This is a genomic window from Geodermatophilus sp. TF02-6 (assembly GCF_003319115.1).
Classification (GTDB): domain Bacteria; phylum Actinomycetota; class Actinomycetes; order Mycobacteriales; family Geodermatophilaceae; genus Geodermatophilus.
Genome location: NZ_QOHF01000003.1, coordinates 113889 through 130297, shown reverse-complemented (window position 1 = coordinate 130297; position 16409 = coordinate 113889). Strand labels below are relative to the sequence as shown.

General features: G+C 75.2%; 12 protein-coding genes and 1 tRNA gene. 6 read left to right on the top strand and 7 right to left on the bottom strand.

Annotated elements, in window-relative coordinates:
• The first annotated feature begins 323 nt into the window (after nt 1-323).
• On the top strand, nt 324-2972 hold the full coding sequence (locus tag DQ238_RS23515; protein ID WP_113780026.1) for a helix-turn-helix transcriptional regulator: 2649 nt from the start codon (nt 324-326) through the stop codon (nt 2970-2972).
• Nucleotides 2973-2981: 9 nt separating this feature from the next.
• On the opposite strand, the gene DQ238_RS04010 is transcribed toward DQ238_RS23515, so the two are convergent.
• From DQ238_RS04010 to DQ238_RS03995, 4 genes are all read right to left on the bottom strand, one after another.
• Nucleotides 2982-3764, bottom strand: coding sequence for a DUF4239 domain-containing protein (locus DQ238_RS04010; protein ID WP_113780025.1), 783 nt, complete (start codon nt 3762-3764; stop codon nt 2982-2984).
• 221 nt (nt 3765-3985) lie between these two features.
• A tRNA-Val gene (locus DQ238_RS04005) sits at nt 3986-4057 on the bottom strand.
• Between the two features lie 202 nt (nt 4058-4259).
• Complete coding sequence (locus DQ238_RS04000; RefSeq protein ID WP_113780024.1) at nt 4260-4721, bottom strand: peroxiredoxin; 462 nt, start codon at nt 4719-4721, stop codon at nt 4260-4262.
• 154 nt (nt 4722-4875) lie between these two features.
• Nucleotides 4876-5301: a DUF3052 domain-containing protein gene (locus DQ238_RS03995; RefSeq protein WP_113780023.1), complete on the bottom strand. Its 426-nt coding sequence runs from the start codon at nt 5299-5301 to the stop codon at nt 4876-4878.
• A 387-nt stretch (nt 5302-5688) separates the two neighbouring features.
• Between DQ238_RS03995 and aceE the strand changes: the two genes are divergently transcribed.
• Together aceE and DQ238_RS03985 are read left to right on the top strand one after the other, a co-directional pair.
• Nucleotides 5689-8499, top strand: coding sequence for a pyruvate dehydrogenase (acetyl-transferring), homodimeric type (aceE, locus tag DQ238_RS03990; RefSeq protein WP_113780022.1), 2811 nt, complete (start codon nt 5689-5691; stop codon nt 8497-8499).
• Between the two features lie 259 nt (nt 8500-8758).
• Nucleotides 8759-10492 carry a multicopper oxidase family protein gene (locus DQ238_RS03985; RefSeq protein ID WP_113780021.1) on the top strand — a complete coding sequence of 578 codons (1734 nt, stop codon included), beginning with the start codon at nt 8759-8761 and terminating at the stop codon, nt 10490-10492.
• 13 nt (nt 10493-10505) lie between these two features.
• Here the strand turns inward: DQ238_RS03985 and DQ238_RS03980 are convergent, their stop codons facing one another.
• The 3 genes from DQ238_RS03980 to DQ238_RS23505 all read right to left on the bottom strand — a co-directional run bounded on the left by DQ238_RS03980 (nt 10506) and on the right by DQ238_RS23505 (nt 13022).
• The gene (locus DQ238_RS03980) at nt 10506-11711 is read right to left on the bottom strand and encodes a M20 family metallopeptidase (RefSeq protein WP_113780020.1); all 1206 of its coding nucleotides are present in this window, start codon (nt 11709-11711) and stop codon (nt 10506-10508) included.
• Between the two features lie 76 nt (nt 11712-11787).
• A complete protein-coding gene (locus DQ238_RS23510) occupies nt 11788-12336 on the bottom strand; it encodes a pirin family protein (protein WP_113780019.1) in 549 nt (182 codons plus the stop codon).
• On the bottom strand, nt 12333-13022 hold the full coding sequence (locus DQ238_RS23505) for a phosphatase PAP2 family protein (RefSeq protein ID WP_113780018.1): 690 nt from the start codon (nt 13020-13022) through the stop codon (nt 12333-12335). The genes DQ238_RS23510 and DQ238_RS23505 overlap by 4 nt, the downstream gene beginning before the upstream one ends.
• Before the next feature lie 59 nt (nt 13023-13081).
• Between DQ238_RS23505 and DQ238_RS03965 the strand changes: the two genes are divergently transcribed.
• The 3 genes from DQ238_RS03965 to DQ238_RS03955 all read left to right on the top strand — a co-directional run bounded on the left by DQ238_RS03965 (nt 13082) and on the right by DQ238_RS03955 (nt 16363).
• Complete coding sequence (locus DQ238_RS03965; RefSeq protein ID WP_113780017.1) at nt 13082-14260, top strand: CdaR family transcriptional regulator; 1179 nt, start codon at nt 13082-13084, stop codon at nt 14258-14260.
• Between the two features lie 151 nt (nt 14261-14411).
• The gene (locus DQ238_RS03960) at nt 14412-15398 is read left to right on the top strand and encodes an ACP S-malonyltransferase (protein ID WP_113780016.1); all 987 of its coding nucleotides are present in this window, start codon (nt 14412-14414) and stop codon (nt 15396-15398) included.
• Nucleotides 15395-16363 (top strand): beta-ketoacyl-ACP synthase III, encoded by a 969-nt coding sequence (locus tag DQ238_RS03955; protein WP_113780015.1) that lies wholly within the window; start codon nt 15395-15397, stop codon nt 16361-16363. Before DQ238_RS03960 ends, DQ238_RS03955 begins: the two co-directional genes overlap by 4 nt.
• The last annotated feature ends 46 nt before the right edge of the window (nt 16364-16409 follow it).

The following is a 16409-nucleotide window of genomic DNA, read 5'->3' as shown; positions in this document are numbered from 1 at the left end:
GGATCCGGGCGACGACCTGGACGATCCCGCGCGGCGGTGCTGCGGAGCGCCCCACCGAACTCCCGCGTCAACCGGTATTGCTCCGGAGTGGTCACCCGGAGGAAATGTGGTGCACTTCTGGCCCCGCTACGAGAAACGCCCGTCCGTGCCGTGCCGCAGGCCACAGCCGGGCCATAGAGTACGACTCCGTGGGAGAGAGGACGCGAATCCCCGGGGTGAGCGCTCCTGCAGATCCTGTGGTCGATCGTCCCGACTCCCGGACGACATCCGGCACGGGACCGCCCTCGGGGGACGACGTCCTCCCCGGTACCGCATCCGGGCCGGTGGCGTCGTCGGTCGGGACCGCCGAGCTGGACTGGCCGTTCGTCGACCGCGGCGCCGGCCTGCAGCGGGTCCTCGACGGCGTGGACGGAGCGGAGCCCGGCGCCGTGGTGGTCTTCGGTGGGCACGGGGTCGGCCGGACGCGGCTGGCGCAGGAGGCGATCACGGTCCTGCGCGGCCGACGGCGACGCACCGAGTGGGTCACCTGCACCCGGGGCACCGCGGCGATCCCACTCGGCGCACTGGTCCACCTCGTCCCCCTCGGAGGCGCCTCGTTCGACTCGACGGCGGCGTGGCAGGCCATGGCCGCCGCCTTCGACGCGCGCAGGGAGGCGCACGGGGCCGCCGTCGTGGGCATCGACGACGCCCACCTGCTCGACGACCTGTCGGCCACGCTGGTGCACAAGCTGGTGCTCACCCGCAAGGCCGCCGTGGTCCTCACCGTGCGCGGCGGCGCGCAGCCTCCCGACGTGGTGGCCGCGCTGTGGAAGGACCGGCTGGCCGCCCGCGTCGACCTCCTCCCCTGGACCCGCGGTCAGGTCGACCGGGTGCTCACCGCTGTGCTCGGGGGGGCGGTGGACAGCCGCACCTGCGAGTTCCTCTGGCAGAGCAGCTCCGGCAGCGTGGCCTTCCTGCACGAGCTGGTGGAGGCCGGGCGCGAGACCGCCCGCCTGCACGAGGTGGGGTCTGTCTGGCGCTGGGACGGCGGGGTCGAGCCGACCCAGCGGCTGCTCGACCTGCTGCAGACCGAGACCGGCGAGCTCGACCCCGCGGAGCGGACGGCGGCCGAGCTGCTGGCCGTCGCCGGCTCGCTCGAGCTGGCCGACCTGGTCGACCTGACCTCGTCGGAGGTAGTCGCCTCGCTCGAACGGCGCGGCACGGTGACCGTGGAGTCCGCCTGCCGGCGTCCGACCGCACGGTTGACCGAACCCCTGCACGCGATCGGCCTGCGGGCCCTGCTGCCGCAGGCGACGGCCCGCGCCGTGCAGCACCGGCTGGCGACGACGTCCTCGGTGCAGCGGTGGGCGCACGAGGACCCCCTGCGGATCGCCGACCTGCTCCTGCAGCCCGACGGCGCGGCGGTCGGGCCCGACGTCCTCGTCCGGGCTGCGCGGCAGGCCAACGCGGCGGCCGAGCACGTCACGGCCGAGCGGCTGGCCCGCGCCGCCGTGGCGGACGGCGCGGGCGCGGCGGCCTCCGCCGCCTTGGCCGAGGCGCTGCGCTGGCGGGGACGGCCCGCGGAGGCCGAGCGGGTCGCGGCGGAGGCGGTCGCGCGGACGGCGGCCGAGGAGGAGCAGCTGGCCGTCACCCGGGCGCTCAACCGCTTCTACGGTCTGGGCGTGGTGGAGCCGGCGTCCGCCGTCCCGACCGGCGGGGAGCCGGACCTGCTCGCCGGCGTCCACGGCGTGCTGCGGTTCTCCGCCGGCCGACCGCGGCAGGCGCTGGACGCAAGCGGCGGCACCCCTCCCGACCCGCGGACCCGGCTGTGGGCCGCCGCCGCGCGGACCAGCGCCCTGGCCGTGCTCGGGCGCGCCGACGAGGCGCTGGGCAGCGCCGAGCGCGGGTGGGCGGCGCTCGACGGGTGCGCCGAGTCGGCCGAGTCCTCGTCCGCCCGCACCCTCCTCGCCCACGGCGAGGTGCTGGCCCTCGAGCTGGCCGGGCGGTTCCGGCAGGCCGAGACGCGCGCGCGGGAGCTGCACCGGGCCACGCTGGCGCGGGCCGGATCGGCGAGCGACGCGGTGTCCGCGCTCGGCGTCGGCTCGGCGGTGCTGGCGGCGGGCCGTCCGGCCGAGGCCGTCCGGTGGCTGGCCGAGGCGGCCGCCCGGCTGGCCGACGACGACCCGCTCGGCTTCGGCCCGCTCTGCCGGGCGAAGCTGGCCCAGGCCTGCGCCCTCGTGGGCGACGAGGAGCGCGCGCGGCGGACCCTGGCGACGCCCGGGCCGTCCCCGGTCCGCGTCTTCGCCCCCGAGACCCTCCTCGCGCACGCCTGGACGGAGGCCCTCGGCCGACCGGAGGCGGCGGTCGCGGCCGCGCTGGAGGCGGCCTCGTCCGCCGCGGGGACCGACCAGCCGGCGGTCGAGGCCCGCGCCCTGCACGCGGCCGCCCGCCTGGGTGCGGCGCCGCAGGTGGAGGGACGGCTGCAGGAGCTGGCGGCCCGGCTGGGCAGTCCGCTGGTCCGCGCCTGTGCGGCACACGCCGCCGCGGTGGCCGCCGGGCTCGGCGAGCTGCTCGACGACGTGGCCACCCAGTTCGAGTCGATGGGCGCCGGGGTGCTCGCCGCCGACGCCGCCGCCCAGGCGGCCGAGGCGCACACCCACGCCGGTCACCGGCGGCGGGCGGCGGCGTCGGCCGCGCGGGCGGGCGCCCTCGCCCGCTCCGCCGGGGGGGTCCACACCGCCGCCCTGGCGCGGGTGGGCGCCCGCCCGCTCACCTCCCGGGAGCGCGAGGTGGCCGCCCTCGCCGCCGAGGGGCTGTCCAACCTGGGCATCGCCCAGAAGCTGCAGCTGTCGGTCCGCACCGTCGAGACCCACCTCGCGCACGCCTACACCAAGCTCGGGATCGGCACCCGGGCGGCGCTCACCGACGTCCTGGGGACGGCGGCGTGGAGCAGGGTCCTGCGGTCGGGGAACGGCCGACGGTCCGGGCGGTGAGCGGCCGGCTCACCCGCGGAAGTCCGACAGCACCCGGTCCAGGGGCTCGGGCTGGACGGCGACGTCGCCGGCGAACGGGTAGTTGATGACCACGGCCACGAAGAGGAGCACACCGACCAGAGCGGCCAGGCTGCCGACCATCAACGAGTGCAGCACGGCCCGCTGGAGGCCGAAGAGCAGGGCGAACCCGATGGTCACGATCCCCCCGACGATGAGCGCGATCCACAGGACGCCGGGGATCCCCCGGTCGGCGTAGTCGATCCGCTGGCTGCGGAAGCTCACCAGCTGGCTGAGCCGCTCGGCCTCGGCGCCCACGAACTCCGCCTCAGCGGGGGTCGTGGCCGGGACGGTGGCGATCGTCTCGGCCATCCGGTCGAGGACCTCACCCACCCCGGGGTCGCCCGGTTCCTCCCGCGCCATCGCCGGCCACTCGTCGTCGATCACCGTCTCCGAGTACTCCACCACCAGGTCGTGCAGACGGTCCCGGGTCTCCGGGGGGAAGGCCGCGCTCTCGCGGTAGATGCTGCGCAACGCGCTGGCCTCCTGGCCGACGATCCCCTCGGCCTCGTCGAAGTTCTCCCACGCGACGATCACCACGAAGGCCAGCAGCACGGCGTAGATGACCCCGACGACCGCGATGATGAACCCGACCACGTCGTTGTGCTCACCCCGGGCCATGGCCGGCCAGCGGCGCCGGATCCCCCACTGGCACAGCAGCACGAGTGCCGGGAAGACCAGCACCAGCAGGACGCCGATGAGCCAGGTCGGCAGAGTCAGGACCGCGTGGGCCACGGCGACCTCCCCAGGAGCTGGGCCACTGCTGGATCAGGGTCCTGGCGACGCGGAGGGCAGGCGCTGGGCCGACGGCAGGACGATCGACCCCCCGGAGTCTGGCCGGACGCGCACCGGCGCGTCCAGGCCTGCGGGCCCGTCGGTGGGCGCCCGTCGCGCTCGACCCGGATCCCGCCGTCGCGAGGAGCCTCCGGGAGGAACCGGCGTCGACGTGGGGACGGTGGGCGCGGCCGGGATCGAACCGGCGACCGCTCGCTTGTAAGGCGAGAGCTCTCCCGCTGAGCTACGCGCCCCGCGCGCCCAGGGTAGGGCAAGGACCTCCTACCCCCCGCCACTCGAGGAAGGACCCCCTCGCCCCCGAGAAGGACCCCGTCCCTCCTCACCCCTCGCAGGCTCGGGGCGAGCCTCCGGGTCGGGGCCACAAGAGCTCGCGGCGGGACCCTGCGAGGGGCCTGGCCCTTCCTCCACCTGCAGGGGCCGTGCCCGTTCGGGGGTTCAGGCGGCGAGCTTCGCCACCGCGTCCTTCCAGCCGGACTGCTGCCGGGCGTCACCGGGGGCGTTGACCTCGGCGAAGGCGATCCGGCCCTCGGCGTCGACGAGGAAGGTCCCGCGGTTGGCCATCCCCGCCTTCTCGTTGAACACCCCGTAGGCCTGCGCGACGGCGCCGTGCGGCCAGAAGTCCGACAGCAGCGGGAAGTCGAAGCCCTGCTGCGCCCGCCAGGCCTTGAGCGCGAACGCCGGGTCGGTGCTGACCGCGAGCACCCGGACCCCGGCGTCGGTGTAGGTGCCCAGCTCGTCGCGCAGCTGGCACAGCTCGCCGGTGCAGATCCCGGAGAACGCGAACGGGTAGAAGACCAGCAGGACCGGGGCGCCCCGCAGGCCGGACAGGCTCACGACCTGCCGGTCGGAGTCGGGGAGGCTGAAGTCGGGCGCGGCGTCGCCGGCGGAGAGCGTCATGGCCCCATGCTGCCGCATGCCCGGTCGAGGCTCGGGTCAGGGTGACCCTCCAGCCCCGTCCCGGCCACCTCCCGGGTCCCGCCGCGAGCTCGCGAGTGGTGGGGAGGAGGTGGTCCTTCTGCCGAGCTTGCGAGGGACGAGGAGGACGGGGTCCTCACCGGCGGCTGCGCGCCGTCTTCGGGGTGACCAGGCGGATCCCCGACCAGTCCTTGGCCGCGGAGATGCTGCTGGTCTGCGCCAACCCCGCGGTGGGGGCCACCTCGGTGACGTCGCCGGGTTCGACGTGGCCGGGCCGGCCGGACTTGGGCACCAGCAGCCACACGACGCCGTCCTCGGCGAGGGAGGTGATCGCGTCGGTCAGGGCGTCGAAGAGGTCACCGTCGTCCTCCCGCCACCACAGGAGGACGACGTCGGCCACCTCGTCGGTGTCCTCGTCCACCATCTCCCCGCCGGAGACCTCGACGATGGAGTCCCGCAGGTCCTCGTCGACGTCCTCGTCCCAGCCGAGCTCCTGCACGACCATGCCCGGCTTGATGCCCAACCGGGCCGCCAGGCTGGCGCTGCCCGAGTCGACGCTCATCCCTGCTGTTCCTCCATGCGTTGGCGATGCTGACCGGTCGGCACGATCGTGCCCGTTGCGCGGTGGGTGGAAGGGCTCGGACGGGCGGGCGCGTGCGATCCGTGACCGGAGGGCAGCGGACGGCGACCGAACCGGACACGACCAGCGGGAGCCTCCCCCCGCAGCCCGGTCATGTCACCCCTTCCGTCCACACCGTCGTCCCGCCCCGGGTGCTCCCAGGATCTCGAGCACCGGCCTCCGACCGGCGTCCCCGGTCGGCGTTGGCGGGAAGCGTAGGCCATGCCCGATCGTGCGCAACCGGTCGCAGGACGCCCTGCGCACGGACCTTCGTCCCCTCCCGGAGACCGACGCGTGACTCGGGCCCGACCTGCGGGGGACGATGTGCCCATGAGCGCACCGCAGCAGCCGGACGGCGACCCCGCCCGCGACACGACCACGGCCCGGGCGGTCATCACCGACGGCCTGCCCAGCCAACTGGTGGACACCGATCCCGACGAGACCTCCGAGTGGGTCGAGTCCCTCGATGCCGTCGTCGAGCACGCCGGCCGGGGCCGGGCGCGGTACCTGATGCTCAGGATGCTCGAACGCAGCCGTGAGCAGCAGGTGGGCGTCCCCTCCCTGCGCAGCACCGACTACATCAACACCATCCCGCCGGAGCGGGAGCCGTGGTTCCCCGGCGACGAGCACGTCGAGCGGCGCATCCGGGCCTACATCCGGTGGAACGCGGCGATCATGGTGCACCGCGCCCAGCGGCCCGGGATCGCCGTCGGCGGCCACATCTCCTCCTACGCCTCCTCGGCGTCCCTCTACGAGGTCGGCTTCAACCACTTCTTCCGCGGCAAGGACCACCCCGGCGGCGGCGACCAGATCTGGTTCCAGGGCCACGCCTCCCCCGGCATCTACGCCCGCGCCTTCCTCGAGGGCCGGCTGTCCGAGCAGCAGATGGACGGCTTCCGCCAGGAGGTCAGCCACCCCGGGGGCGGGCTGCCGTCCTACCCGCACCCGCGGCTCATGCCGGACTTCTGGGAGTTCCCCAGCGTCTCCATGGGTCTCGGGCCCATCAACGCCATCTACCAGGCGCGGTTCAACCGCTACCTGCACCACCGGGGCATCAAGGACACCTCCGACCAGCACGTGTGGGCGTTCCTGGGCGACGGCGAGATGGACGAGCCGGAGTCGCTCGGCCTGATCAACCTGGCCGCCCGCGAGGAGCTGGACAACCTCACCTTCGTCGTCAACTGCAACCTGCAGCGCCTCGACGGGCCGGTCCGCGGCAACGGCAAGATCATCCAGGAGCTGGAGTCCATCTTCCGCGGCGCCGGCTGGAACGTGATCAAGGTGATCTGGGGCCGGGAGTGGGACCCGCTGCTGGCGGCCGACCGCGACGGCGCGCTGGTCAACCTGATGAACCAGACCCCGGACGGCGACTACCAGACCTACAAGGCCGAGGACGGCGCCTTCGTCCGCGAGCACTTCTTCGGGCGCGACCCGCGCACCCGCAGGATGGTCGAGAACATGTCCGACGAGGAGATCTGGGCGCTCTCCCGCGGCGGGCACGACTACCGCAAGCTCTACGCGGCCTACAAGGCGGCGGTGGAGCACCGGGGCCAGCCGACGGTCATCCTCGCCAAGACCATCAAGGGCTGGACGCTGGGCAGCCACTTCGAGGGCCGCAACTCGACCCACCAGATGAAGAAGCTGACCGCCGAGGACCTCGCCGGCTTCCGCGACCGGCTCTACCTGCCGATCCCCGACGAGGGGCTGGACAAGACGCTGCCGCCCTACTACAAGCCGGACCCGGACTCCGACGAGATGCAGTACATGCTCGAGCGGCGCCGGACCCTGGGCGGGTCGGTGCCGCGCCGGCGGGCGGAGTTCAAGGCGCTCAAGGCCCCGGAGGACAAGGCGTTCGACGTCCTGCGCCGCGGCTCGGGCAAGCAGGAGGTAGCCACGACGATGGCGTTCGTCCGCCTGCTCAAGGAGCTGATCAAGGACAAGGAGCTCGGCCCGCGCTTCGTGCCGGTCATTCCCGACGAGGCCCGCACCTTCGGCATGGACTCGCTGTTCCCGACGCAGAAGATCTACTCCCCGCACGGGCAGCGGTACACGTCGGTCGACCGCGAGCTGATGCTCGCCTACAAGGAGTCCGAGCAGGGGGTGATCCTGCACGAGGGGATCAGCGAGGCCGGCTCCGCGGCGTCGTTCACCGCCGTCGGCACCTCGTACGCCACGCACGGCGAGCCGATGATCCCCATCTACATCTTCTACTCGATGTTCGGGTTCCAGCGGACCGGCGACGCCTTCTGGGCCGCCGCCGACCAGATGACCCGCGGCTTCCTGCTGGGCGCCACGGCCGGGCGGACGACGCTCAACGGCGAGGGGCTGCAGCACGAGGACGGGCACTCGCTGCTGCTGGCCTACACCAACCCCGCCGTCGTCAGCTACGACCCGGCGTTCTCCTTCGAGGTCGGCCACATCACCAAGGACGCCCTGCGCCGCATGTACGGCGACGACCCCGGCGCCCCGCTGGGTGGCTCCCGCAGCGCCGACGTCATGTACTACCTGACGGTCTTCAACGAGCCCTACCACCAGCCGGCCGAGCCGGAGGGGGTCGACGTCCAGGGTCTGCTCGCGGGCATGTACCGCTACGCCGAGGGCCCGCAGCTCGAGGGCCCCAGGGCGCAGCTGCTCGCCTCCGGGGTCGCGGTGCCGTGGGCGCTGCGGGCGCAGGAGCTGCTCGCGCAGGACTGGGGCGTGTCGGCCGACGTGTGGTCGGTGACGTCGTGGACCGAGCTGCGCCGGCAGGCCGAGGCGGCCGACGAGTGGAACATGCTGCACCCGGGTGAGGAGGTGCGCGTCCCCTACGTCACGCAGCAGCTGCAGGACGCGGCCGGCCCGGTGGTCGCGGTGTCGGACTGGGTGCGGGCGGTCCCCGACCTCATCGCGCCCTACGTCCCCGGCGGCATGGCGACGCTGGGCACCGACGGGTTCGGCCTGTCCGACACCCGCCCGGCGCTGCGGCGGTACTTCCACGTCGACGCCGAGTCGATCGTCGTCCGCGCGCTGGGCGAGCTGGCCAAGCGCGGCGAGGTCGACACCGACGTCGTCCGCCAGGCGGTGGAGAAGTACCGCGTGCGCGACGTGCAGGCCGCGCCGGAGGACACCACCACCACCCCGGAGCAGCAGCCCGAGGCGTGAAGGCCCCCCTTCCCCTCGCAGGCTCGGAGCGGGGCCGGCCGGCAGGCGGGAACGGGCACGACGGCCGTGGGGGCCGGGTCACCCGACCCGGCCCCCACGGCCGTCCCGGGCCCGAGGGCGAACGGCGCAGCACACGACGGCGCGGCCGGCAAGAGCCCGAAGGCACCGGACGCCATCACGTCCGACCCCGTCGGACACCCCCCCTTGCGTCCAGAGGCTCCCCGGGGCCCAGCACGCTGAGAGACGGGGGATCACACCTGTGCACCTGACCCGCAGACAGCTGTTCCAGGTCGGCGCGGCGTCGGCCGCCGCGCTCGCCCTCCCGGTGGCCACCGCGCCGCTCCGCCCGGTGTCCGCGGCCGTGCCGGGCAAGTTCACCGAGCTGCTGCCGACGACGGCCGACCTCGGCGTCCTCGACGCGACCGGCGGCGGGTCCGGGACGCTGCGCATGGTCAACGCCCGACACAGCTTCTCCGCCGACCTGCCGGCCACGCCGACCTTCGCCTACCAGGGCGCCCAGGGAGGCCAGACCTACCTCGGCCCGGTCGTCGTGGCGCGGCGGGGCGTCCCCTTCGACCTCACCCTGGTCAACGCGCTCGGGGCGCACCCGCTGGCCGCCGCCGTCGACCCGACGCTGGTCCAGGAGGCCATCGACGACGGGATGCTCGACGGCACGGCCACCCAGGACCGGACCGCTCCGCGCTCGGTCCTGCACCGGCACGGCGGCACCACCGCGCCGCAGTACGACGGCGGCCCGATGGACTTCATCCGCCCCGGGGGTTCGACCCTCTACCACTACGACAACGCACAGGCCTCGGCCGGGCTCTGGTACCACGACCACACGATGCAGACCAACCGGCTCAACCTCTACGCCGGCCTCGCCGGGGTCTACCTGCTCCGGGACGACGACGACCCGGGCGACGGCTCCCGGCTGCCCGGCGGGCCGTACGAGGTGCCCCTGCTGATCCAGGACCGGTCCTTCGCGGCGGACGGCACCCTCGTCTACCCGACCGGCTGGGTGCCGATGTCCTTCGGCGACGTGGCGACGGTCAACGGCAAGGCGTGGCCCACGACGACCGTCGACCGGAGCCGGTACCGCTTCCGCGTCGTCAACGCCTCCAACAGCCGCTTCTACCGGCTGCGCTTCCTGCGGGCCGGCAGCGCACTCCCGTTCTGGCAGATCGGCAGCGACGGCGGCCTGCTCGACGCCCCGGTGCAGACCGACGTCGTCCTGATCGCCCCCGGCGAGCGCGCCGACCTGGTCGTGGACTTCACCGAGCTGGCCCCCGGCACCACCGTCGTCCTGGGCAACGACGCCCCGGCCCCCTACCCGTTCGGCGGGGACGGGCCGGCGCTGCCCGAGATCATGCAGTTCACCGTCGGCACGGCCACCGGCTCGGCGCCGCCCCTGCCCGCGAGCCTGCGCGCGACCCCGGTCACCCGGCTCGCCGGGCGGCCGGTGGCGGCCACGCGGACGATGACCCTGGTGGAGGCGCCGGACGCGCAGGGCAGGTCGATGCCGCTGCTGAACAACCGGTACTTCGCGTCGGACGACTACACGACGACGCCGGTGGCCGCCGACAGCCTCGAGCAGTGGGAGCTGGTCAACGCGACCGGGGACGCCCACCCCATCCACCTGCACTACGTCCAGTTCCAGGTGCTCGACCGGCAGGCGGTCGACGTGCGCGGCTACGGGACGGCGACCTACGGCCAGGGGAGGCTGGTGGCCGGCACCGGCCCCTACCCGCCGCCCCCGGTCACGCCGTACCTGCAGGGCCAGCCCCGGCAGCCGGCGGCGAACGAGCGGGGCTGGAAGGACACCGTGGTGGCGCTGCCCGGTGAGGTGACCCGCATCCTGGTGCCCTTCGGGGCCGGCGCCGCCGGCGGCGCCCCGCTGGCCATGGGCAGCACGTACCGCGGGGAGTACGTCTGGCACTGCCACATCCTCGAGCACGAGGACCACGACATGATGCAGCGCTACCTGGTGCAGTAGGTGGTGCAGCAGGTCAGGTGGCCAGCGCCGCCAGCGCCATCGCGGCGTGCAGCGCGGCGCCGGTCGGGAGCACCGCCTCGTCGAAGACGACCCGGTTGGAGTGGTTCGCCGCCGCGGCCTGCGGGTCCTGCCCCGGCGGGCAGGCGCCGAGGAAGGCGATCGCGCCGGGCACCCGGGCCAGCACGTAGGCGAAGTCCTCGGCGCCCATGAGCGGCTCGCCGGCGGCCACGCTGCGCTCGGCGCCGAGCAGCGCCCCGGCCACCGCTCGCACCCGCTCGGCCGCGGCGGCGTCGTTGACCGTCACCGGGTAGCCCTCCCGGTGCTCGAAGTCCACCGCCAGGTCGTGCGCCGCGGCGACGTGGGTGGCCACCCGGCGCACCGCCGCGACGACGTCGACCCGCCGGGACGCCGAGAGGGTGCGGATCGTGCCCTCGAGGAACGCCGTGTCGGGGATGACGTTGTTCGTGGACCCGGCCGCGAGGTGCGCCACGGTCACCACCGCCGGGTCGAACACCGGCACCCGGCGGGTCACCGCGGACTGCAGCGCCAGCACGATCTCCGCGGCCACCGGCACCGGGTCGGCCGCGGCGTGCGGCATCGAGGCGTGCCCGCCGCGGCCGCGGACGGTGACCAGCCAATGGTCGGCGGCGGCCATCATCGGCCCCGGCCGCACGCTCACCACGCCGCCGGGCTGGTCGGCGAACACGTGCAGCGCGAACGCCCCGGACACCGGCGCGCCGGGGACGACGTCGAGCAGCCCCTCCTCGAGCATGGCCCGTGCGCCGTGGAAGCCCTCCTCGCCCGGCTGCAGCATGAGCACGACCTGCCCGGCCAGCTCGTCGCGGCGCTCGGCCAGCAGCCGGGCGGCGCCCAGCAGCATCGCCACGTGCAGGTCGTGGCCGCAGGCGTGCATCGCGCCGGGCACCTCGGAGGCGAACGGCAGGCCGGTGTCCTCCTGCACCGGCAGCGCGTCCATGTCGGCGCGCAGCAGGTAGGTGGGGCCGGGACGGGCGCCGCGCAGCACGCCGACGGCCGAGGTGGTGCTCCGCCCGACCGTCACCTCGACCGGCAGCGCCGCGAGCTCGTCGAGCACGGCGGCCTGGGTGCGGGGCAGGTGCAGCCCGATCTCCGGGTGCCGGTGCAGCCGCCGGCGCAGGTCGACGGTCCGGTCGGCGTCGGCGCGTGCGGCTTCGAGCAAGTCGGCGGGGGGAGTCGGCATGCCCCCACTCTCCTGTACGTCGGCCCCGTCTCGGGTCCCATCCTGAGCTTGCGAAGGGTGGGGAGGACGGGGTCCTTCACGCCGACGCCCAGGCCGGCCGGGCCGTGTCGAGCTGCCACACCAGCGCGGTCGCCGGGCCGGGGACGCAGCCGCCGTCCTGCTGCTCGACGCTGGTCCCGTCGGGGCCGGCGCGCAGGAGCAGCCCCGGTGGCACGGTCACCTGCCGCCCGGCGGCCACCGGCGCCGTCCACAGCCGGGCGTCGGGCCGGTCGAGGTCGACCCAGCCGCGCGGTGCCGGGTGCACGTCGTGGGCGGGGGCGACCTCCGGCCGGGCGCTGCGCAGGTAGGTCTGCAGCACGCGGACGCCGTCGTCCCCGGCGACCTCGTCGTGCTCCAGGCCGGTGCCGGCCCGCAGGACGGCGACGTCCCCCGCCCGCACGACCGCCGTCGGGCCGCCGTCGTGCCGCAGCGACCCGGCGAGCACCACGGCGACGACGTCGACCGCGCGGTGCCGGTGCCGGCCGTAGCCGGCGCCCGGCGGCAGCCGGTCGTCGGCCAGCCGCAGCAGCGGCCCGAGCGAGCCGTCGTCCGGGTCCAGCAGCACGCTCGACACCAGCCCGGTCACGGAGCCTCCCGGGTCGGCAGGGCGGCGCGGCCGCCGGGCAGCGCGCCGAAGGCCAGCGCGAGCGCCAGCGTCCAGGCCACGCCCAGGGACCAGCCGCCGACGACGTCGGAGAGGTAGTGCACGCCCAGCCACATCCGGGTCAGCCCCACGAGGACGACCAGGCCCACCCCGAGCGCGGCCGCGGGCCAGCGCTGCCGGGCGGACAGCCGCGGCCAGGCCAGTACCAGGGCCACGGTGACCAGCGTGGCGATGCCCGAGGAGTGCCCGCTGGGGAAGCTCAGGTCGGCGTAGGTGGCCCCGCCGTTCTCGAACGCCGGGCGGGCCCGGCCGACGACCTGCTTGAGCAGCTCGGTCAGCGGGCCGACGGTCACGTTCGCGGTCACCACCCAGCCCGCCGTCCACCACGCCCGGCGCGTGCCCAGCCAGAACAGCACCGGCAGGGAGACCAGCACCCGGAACCAGGCGACCCCCGGTGTGGTGAGCACCTCCAGCACCGCCCCGCGCAGGGCGGAGCGGTCGTCGCCGGCGTAGAGCACGCGGCTGACCGCGTCGTCCAGGCGGACCTGCGGGCCGAAGCCGACCAGCACCCCGGCGCCCAGGACGGCGAGCACCGCCACGCCGGCGCCGACCGCGGCCAGCGCTCGCCGGCGCGCCGTCCGAGCCCGGTCCCATCGCAGTACGTCCACGGGCCCACTGTCCCCGACATCGGATCCCACGACACGGCGTCCCGTGACACGCTGGCAGCGTGTCCGACCGGGTGAGCTCCCGCCCGCCGTCCGCCGCGACCCTCCGGCGGCTCGAACGCGCCTCCGGGTCCCTGGCCACCCGCGCCGTGGCCCGGATGGACGACGAGCTGTCCTGGTTCCGCACCATGCCCGCCGACCAGCGCTCCTGGGTCGTGCTCGTCGCGCAGGCCGGTATCGCCTCGCTCGTGGAGTGGTGCCGCAACCCGTCCCGGCCGCCGCGGCTGACCGGGGAGGTCTTCGGCGCCGCCCCTCGCGAGCTGGCCCGCGTGGTGCCGCTCAAGCACACCGTCGACCTGGTCAAGGTCACCGTGGAGGTCATGGACGACTTCGTCGACACCGTCGCCGAGCCCGGGGACGCCGACGCGCTGCGGCTGGCCGTGCTGCAGTTCAGCCGCGAGGTCGCCTTCGCCACCGCGCACGTCTACGCCAGCTTCGCCGAGAGCCGCGGCGCCTGGGACGCGCGGCTGGAGGCTCTCGTCGTCGACGCCCTGGTCCGCGGCGAGCGCTCCGAGGAGCTGTCCGGCCGCGCCTCGGCGCTGGGTTGGGCGGCGATGAGCCCGGTCACCGTGCTCGTCGGCGCGGCCCCGCGGGACGGCGACGTGCACGGCGCGACCCGGCGGGCCGCCCGGCAGGTGCGCAGCGAGGTCCTCGTCGGCGTGCACGCCGACCAGCTGGTCGTCGTCCTCGGCGGCGCGGACGACCTCGCCTCGGTCGCCGAGCGGCTCAGCGACGAGTTCGCCCCCGGGCCGGTGGTGGTGGGGCCGGTGGTCGACTCACTCGGCCGGGCCGGGGACTCCGCGGCGGCCGCCCTCGCCGGCCTGCGCGCCGCCCGGGCCTGGCCGGGCGCCCCCCGGCCGGTGGCGGCCGACGCGCTGCTGGCCGAGCGCGCCCTCGACGGCGACCCGATCGCCCGGGCGACGCTGCACGAGCGGGTCGCCCTGCCCCTGCAGACGGCCGGCGGCGAGGTGCTGGAGACGGTGCGCGCGGTGCTCGCCGGCGGGGGCAACCTGGAGGCCAGCGCGCGGGCGCTGTTCGTCCACCCCAACACCGTGCGCTACCGGCTCAAGCGGGCCGCCGAGCTCACCGGGATGTCGGCGACCGACCCGCGCGGGAGCTGGACGCTGCAGGTCGCCCTGGCCCTCACCGCCCTCGACCCGGAGCGCTCGCTCTGGCACTGAGGACCTCCGTGGACAGTGTGGTTCCCACCACGGCCACTCGCAGGACAGCCCGGCCAACCCGGATCCGTTGTAGGAACCCTCCAAGAGGCGGCCGCCTGCTTTCGTGCCGCCCGCCACCACACGGGGGCTCCCACCCTGGCACGGTGGAGAGGTGCTGGCCGTCCTCGCCCCCGGACAGGGTGCGCAGAAGCCCGGGATGCTGACCGACTGGCTCGAGCTCCCGGGAGCCGAGCCCTTCTTCCGCTGGGCCGGCGCGATCGCCGACGCCGACCTGCTCGCGCTGGGCACCACCGGCGACGCCGAGGCCATCAGGGACACCGCGGTCACCCAGCCGCTGGTGGTCGCGATGAGCCTGTTCGTCGCCCGCGAGCTCGGCGGGCTGCCCGGCCCGGTCGCACACCCGCCGCAGGCCGGCCGCGACGTCGTCGTCGCCGGGCACAGCGTCGGCGAGCTGACCGCGGCCGCCCTCGCGGGGGTGCTCTCCGTCGAGGCGGCGATCGCGCTGACCGCCGTCCGCGGCCGGGCGATGGCCGCCGCCTGCGCGCGGACCCCGACCGGGATGGCCGCCGTCATGGGCGGCGACCCCGACGAGGTCGCCGCCACGCTCGAGAAGCACGGCCTGGTCCCGGCCAACGTGAACGGCGGCGGGCAGCTCGTCGTCGCCGGTCCGCTGGAGGGGCTCGCCGAGCTGAAGGCCGCTCCCCCCGCCAAGGCGCGGGTGCTGCCGCTGTCGGTGGCCGGCGCCTTCCACACCGAGTACATGGCCCCGGCCCGTGCCGAGCTCGAGGGCCTCGTCGGCGGGCTGCGCCCGGCCGACCCCAGCCGGCTGCTGCTCTCCAACGCCGACGGCGCCGCGGTGACCTCCGGGGCCGAGGCCCTGTCCCGGCTGGTCAGCCAGGTCACCAGCCCGGTGCGTTTCGACGCCTGCCTGGCCACGATGCGCGAGCTGGGCGTCACCGCCGCCATCGAGCTGCCGCCCGCCGGTGCGCTGGCCGGGCTGGCCAAGCGCGAGTGGGGGGGCAAGGACGCACCCGTCGAGGTCCTGGCGATCGCCGGGCCGGCCGACCTCGACCGCGCCCGCGAGCTGATCGACGCCGGGGACCCGATCGCCCGTCTCTACCCGGAGGGTGCAGAGTGACGACCATCCAGCTGAAGGCGGGCGCACCCGGCGCGCGCATCCTCGGGTTCGGCGCCTACCGGCCGCGCCGGCGGGTCAGCAACCACGAGCTGGCACAGGTGATGGACACCAGCGACGAGTGGATCCAGACCCGGGTCGGCATCGCCGAGCGGCGCTGGGCGTCGGAGGACGAGACGCTGGTCGAGATGGCCGTCGCGGCCGGCGGCAAGGCCCTGGCCGCCAGCGGGCTGGACCCCGACCAGGTCGACCTGGTGATCCTGGCCAGCGCGAGCCTGCGGGCGCCCATCCCCGGCATCGGTCCGCAGGTCGCCCACCGGCTCGGCATCCCCCGGCCCGGGGCCTTCGACCTCAACGCCGGATGCGCCGGCTTCTGCTACGCCCTGGCGGTGGCCTCCGACGCCATCCGCAGCGGGTCGGCCCGCAACGCGCTGGTCATCGGCGTCGAGCGGCTGACCGACGTCCTCGACCAGACCGACCGCTCGACCGCGGTGATCTTCGCCGACGGCGCCGGCGCCGCGGTCGTCGGCGCGGCCGACGAGCCGTGCATCGGGCCAGTGGCCTGGGGCAGCGACGGCGACCAGTACAACGCGATCGAGATCGCCGCGGGCCGCTCGACGATGACGATGGCCGGCCAGGCCGTCTACCGCTGGGCCACCACCAAGCTCACCGAGGCTCTCGTCGAGGCGATGGAGAGCGCCGGCGTCGGGCCCAAGGACATCGACGTGTTCGCCCCGCACCAGGCCAACCTGCGCATCGTCGAGTCGATGACCCGGCGCCTGGGCCTGAGCGAGCGGACGGTGGTCGCCCGCGACATCGTCCAGTCGGGCAACACCTCGGCCGCGTCGATCCCGCTGGCGTTGACCGCGCTGCTGGAGTCCGGCGAGGCCAGGAGCGGCGACCTCGCGCTGGTGCTCGGCTACGGCGCCGGGCTCACCTTCGCCGGCCAGGTGTTCCGCCTGCCCTGACGGGCACTGCACAGACCCCGGGCCACGAACGGCCCGACGGCGGGGA

Coding starts and splice junctions, on each gene's coding strand:
- DQ238_RS03980 (WP_113780020.1), bottom strand. CDS start 11,711: ATGCCGACTCCCCCCGCCGACTTGCTCGAAGCCGCACGCGCCGACGCC.
- aceE (WP_113780022.1), top strand. CDS start 5,689: ATGAGCGCACCGCAGCAGCCGGACGGCGACCCCGCCCGCGACACGACC.
- DQ238_RS03995 (WP_113780023.1), bottom strand. CDS start 5,301: ATGAGCGTCGACTCGGGCAGCGCCAGCCTGGCGGCCCGGTTGGGCATC.
- DQ238_RS04000 (WP_113780024.1), bottom strand. CDS start 4,721: ATGACGCTCTCCGCCGGCGACGCCGCGCCCGACTTCAGCCTCCCCGAC.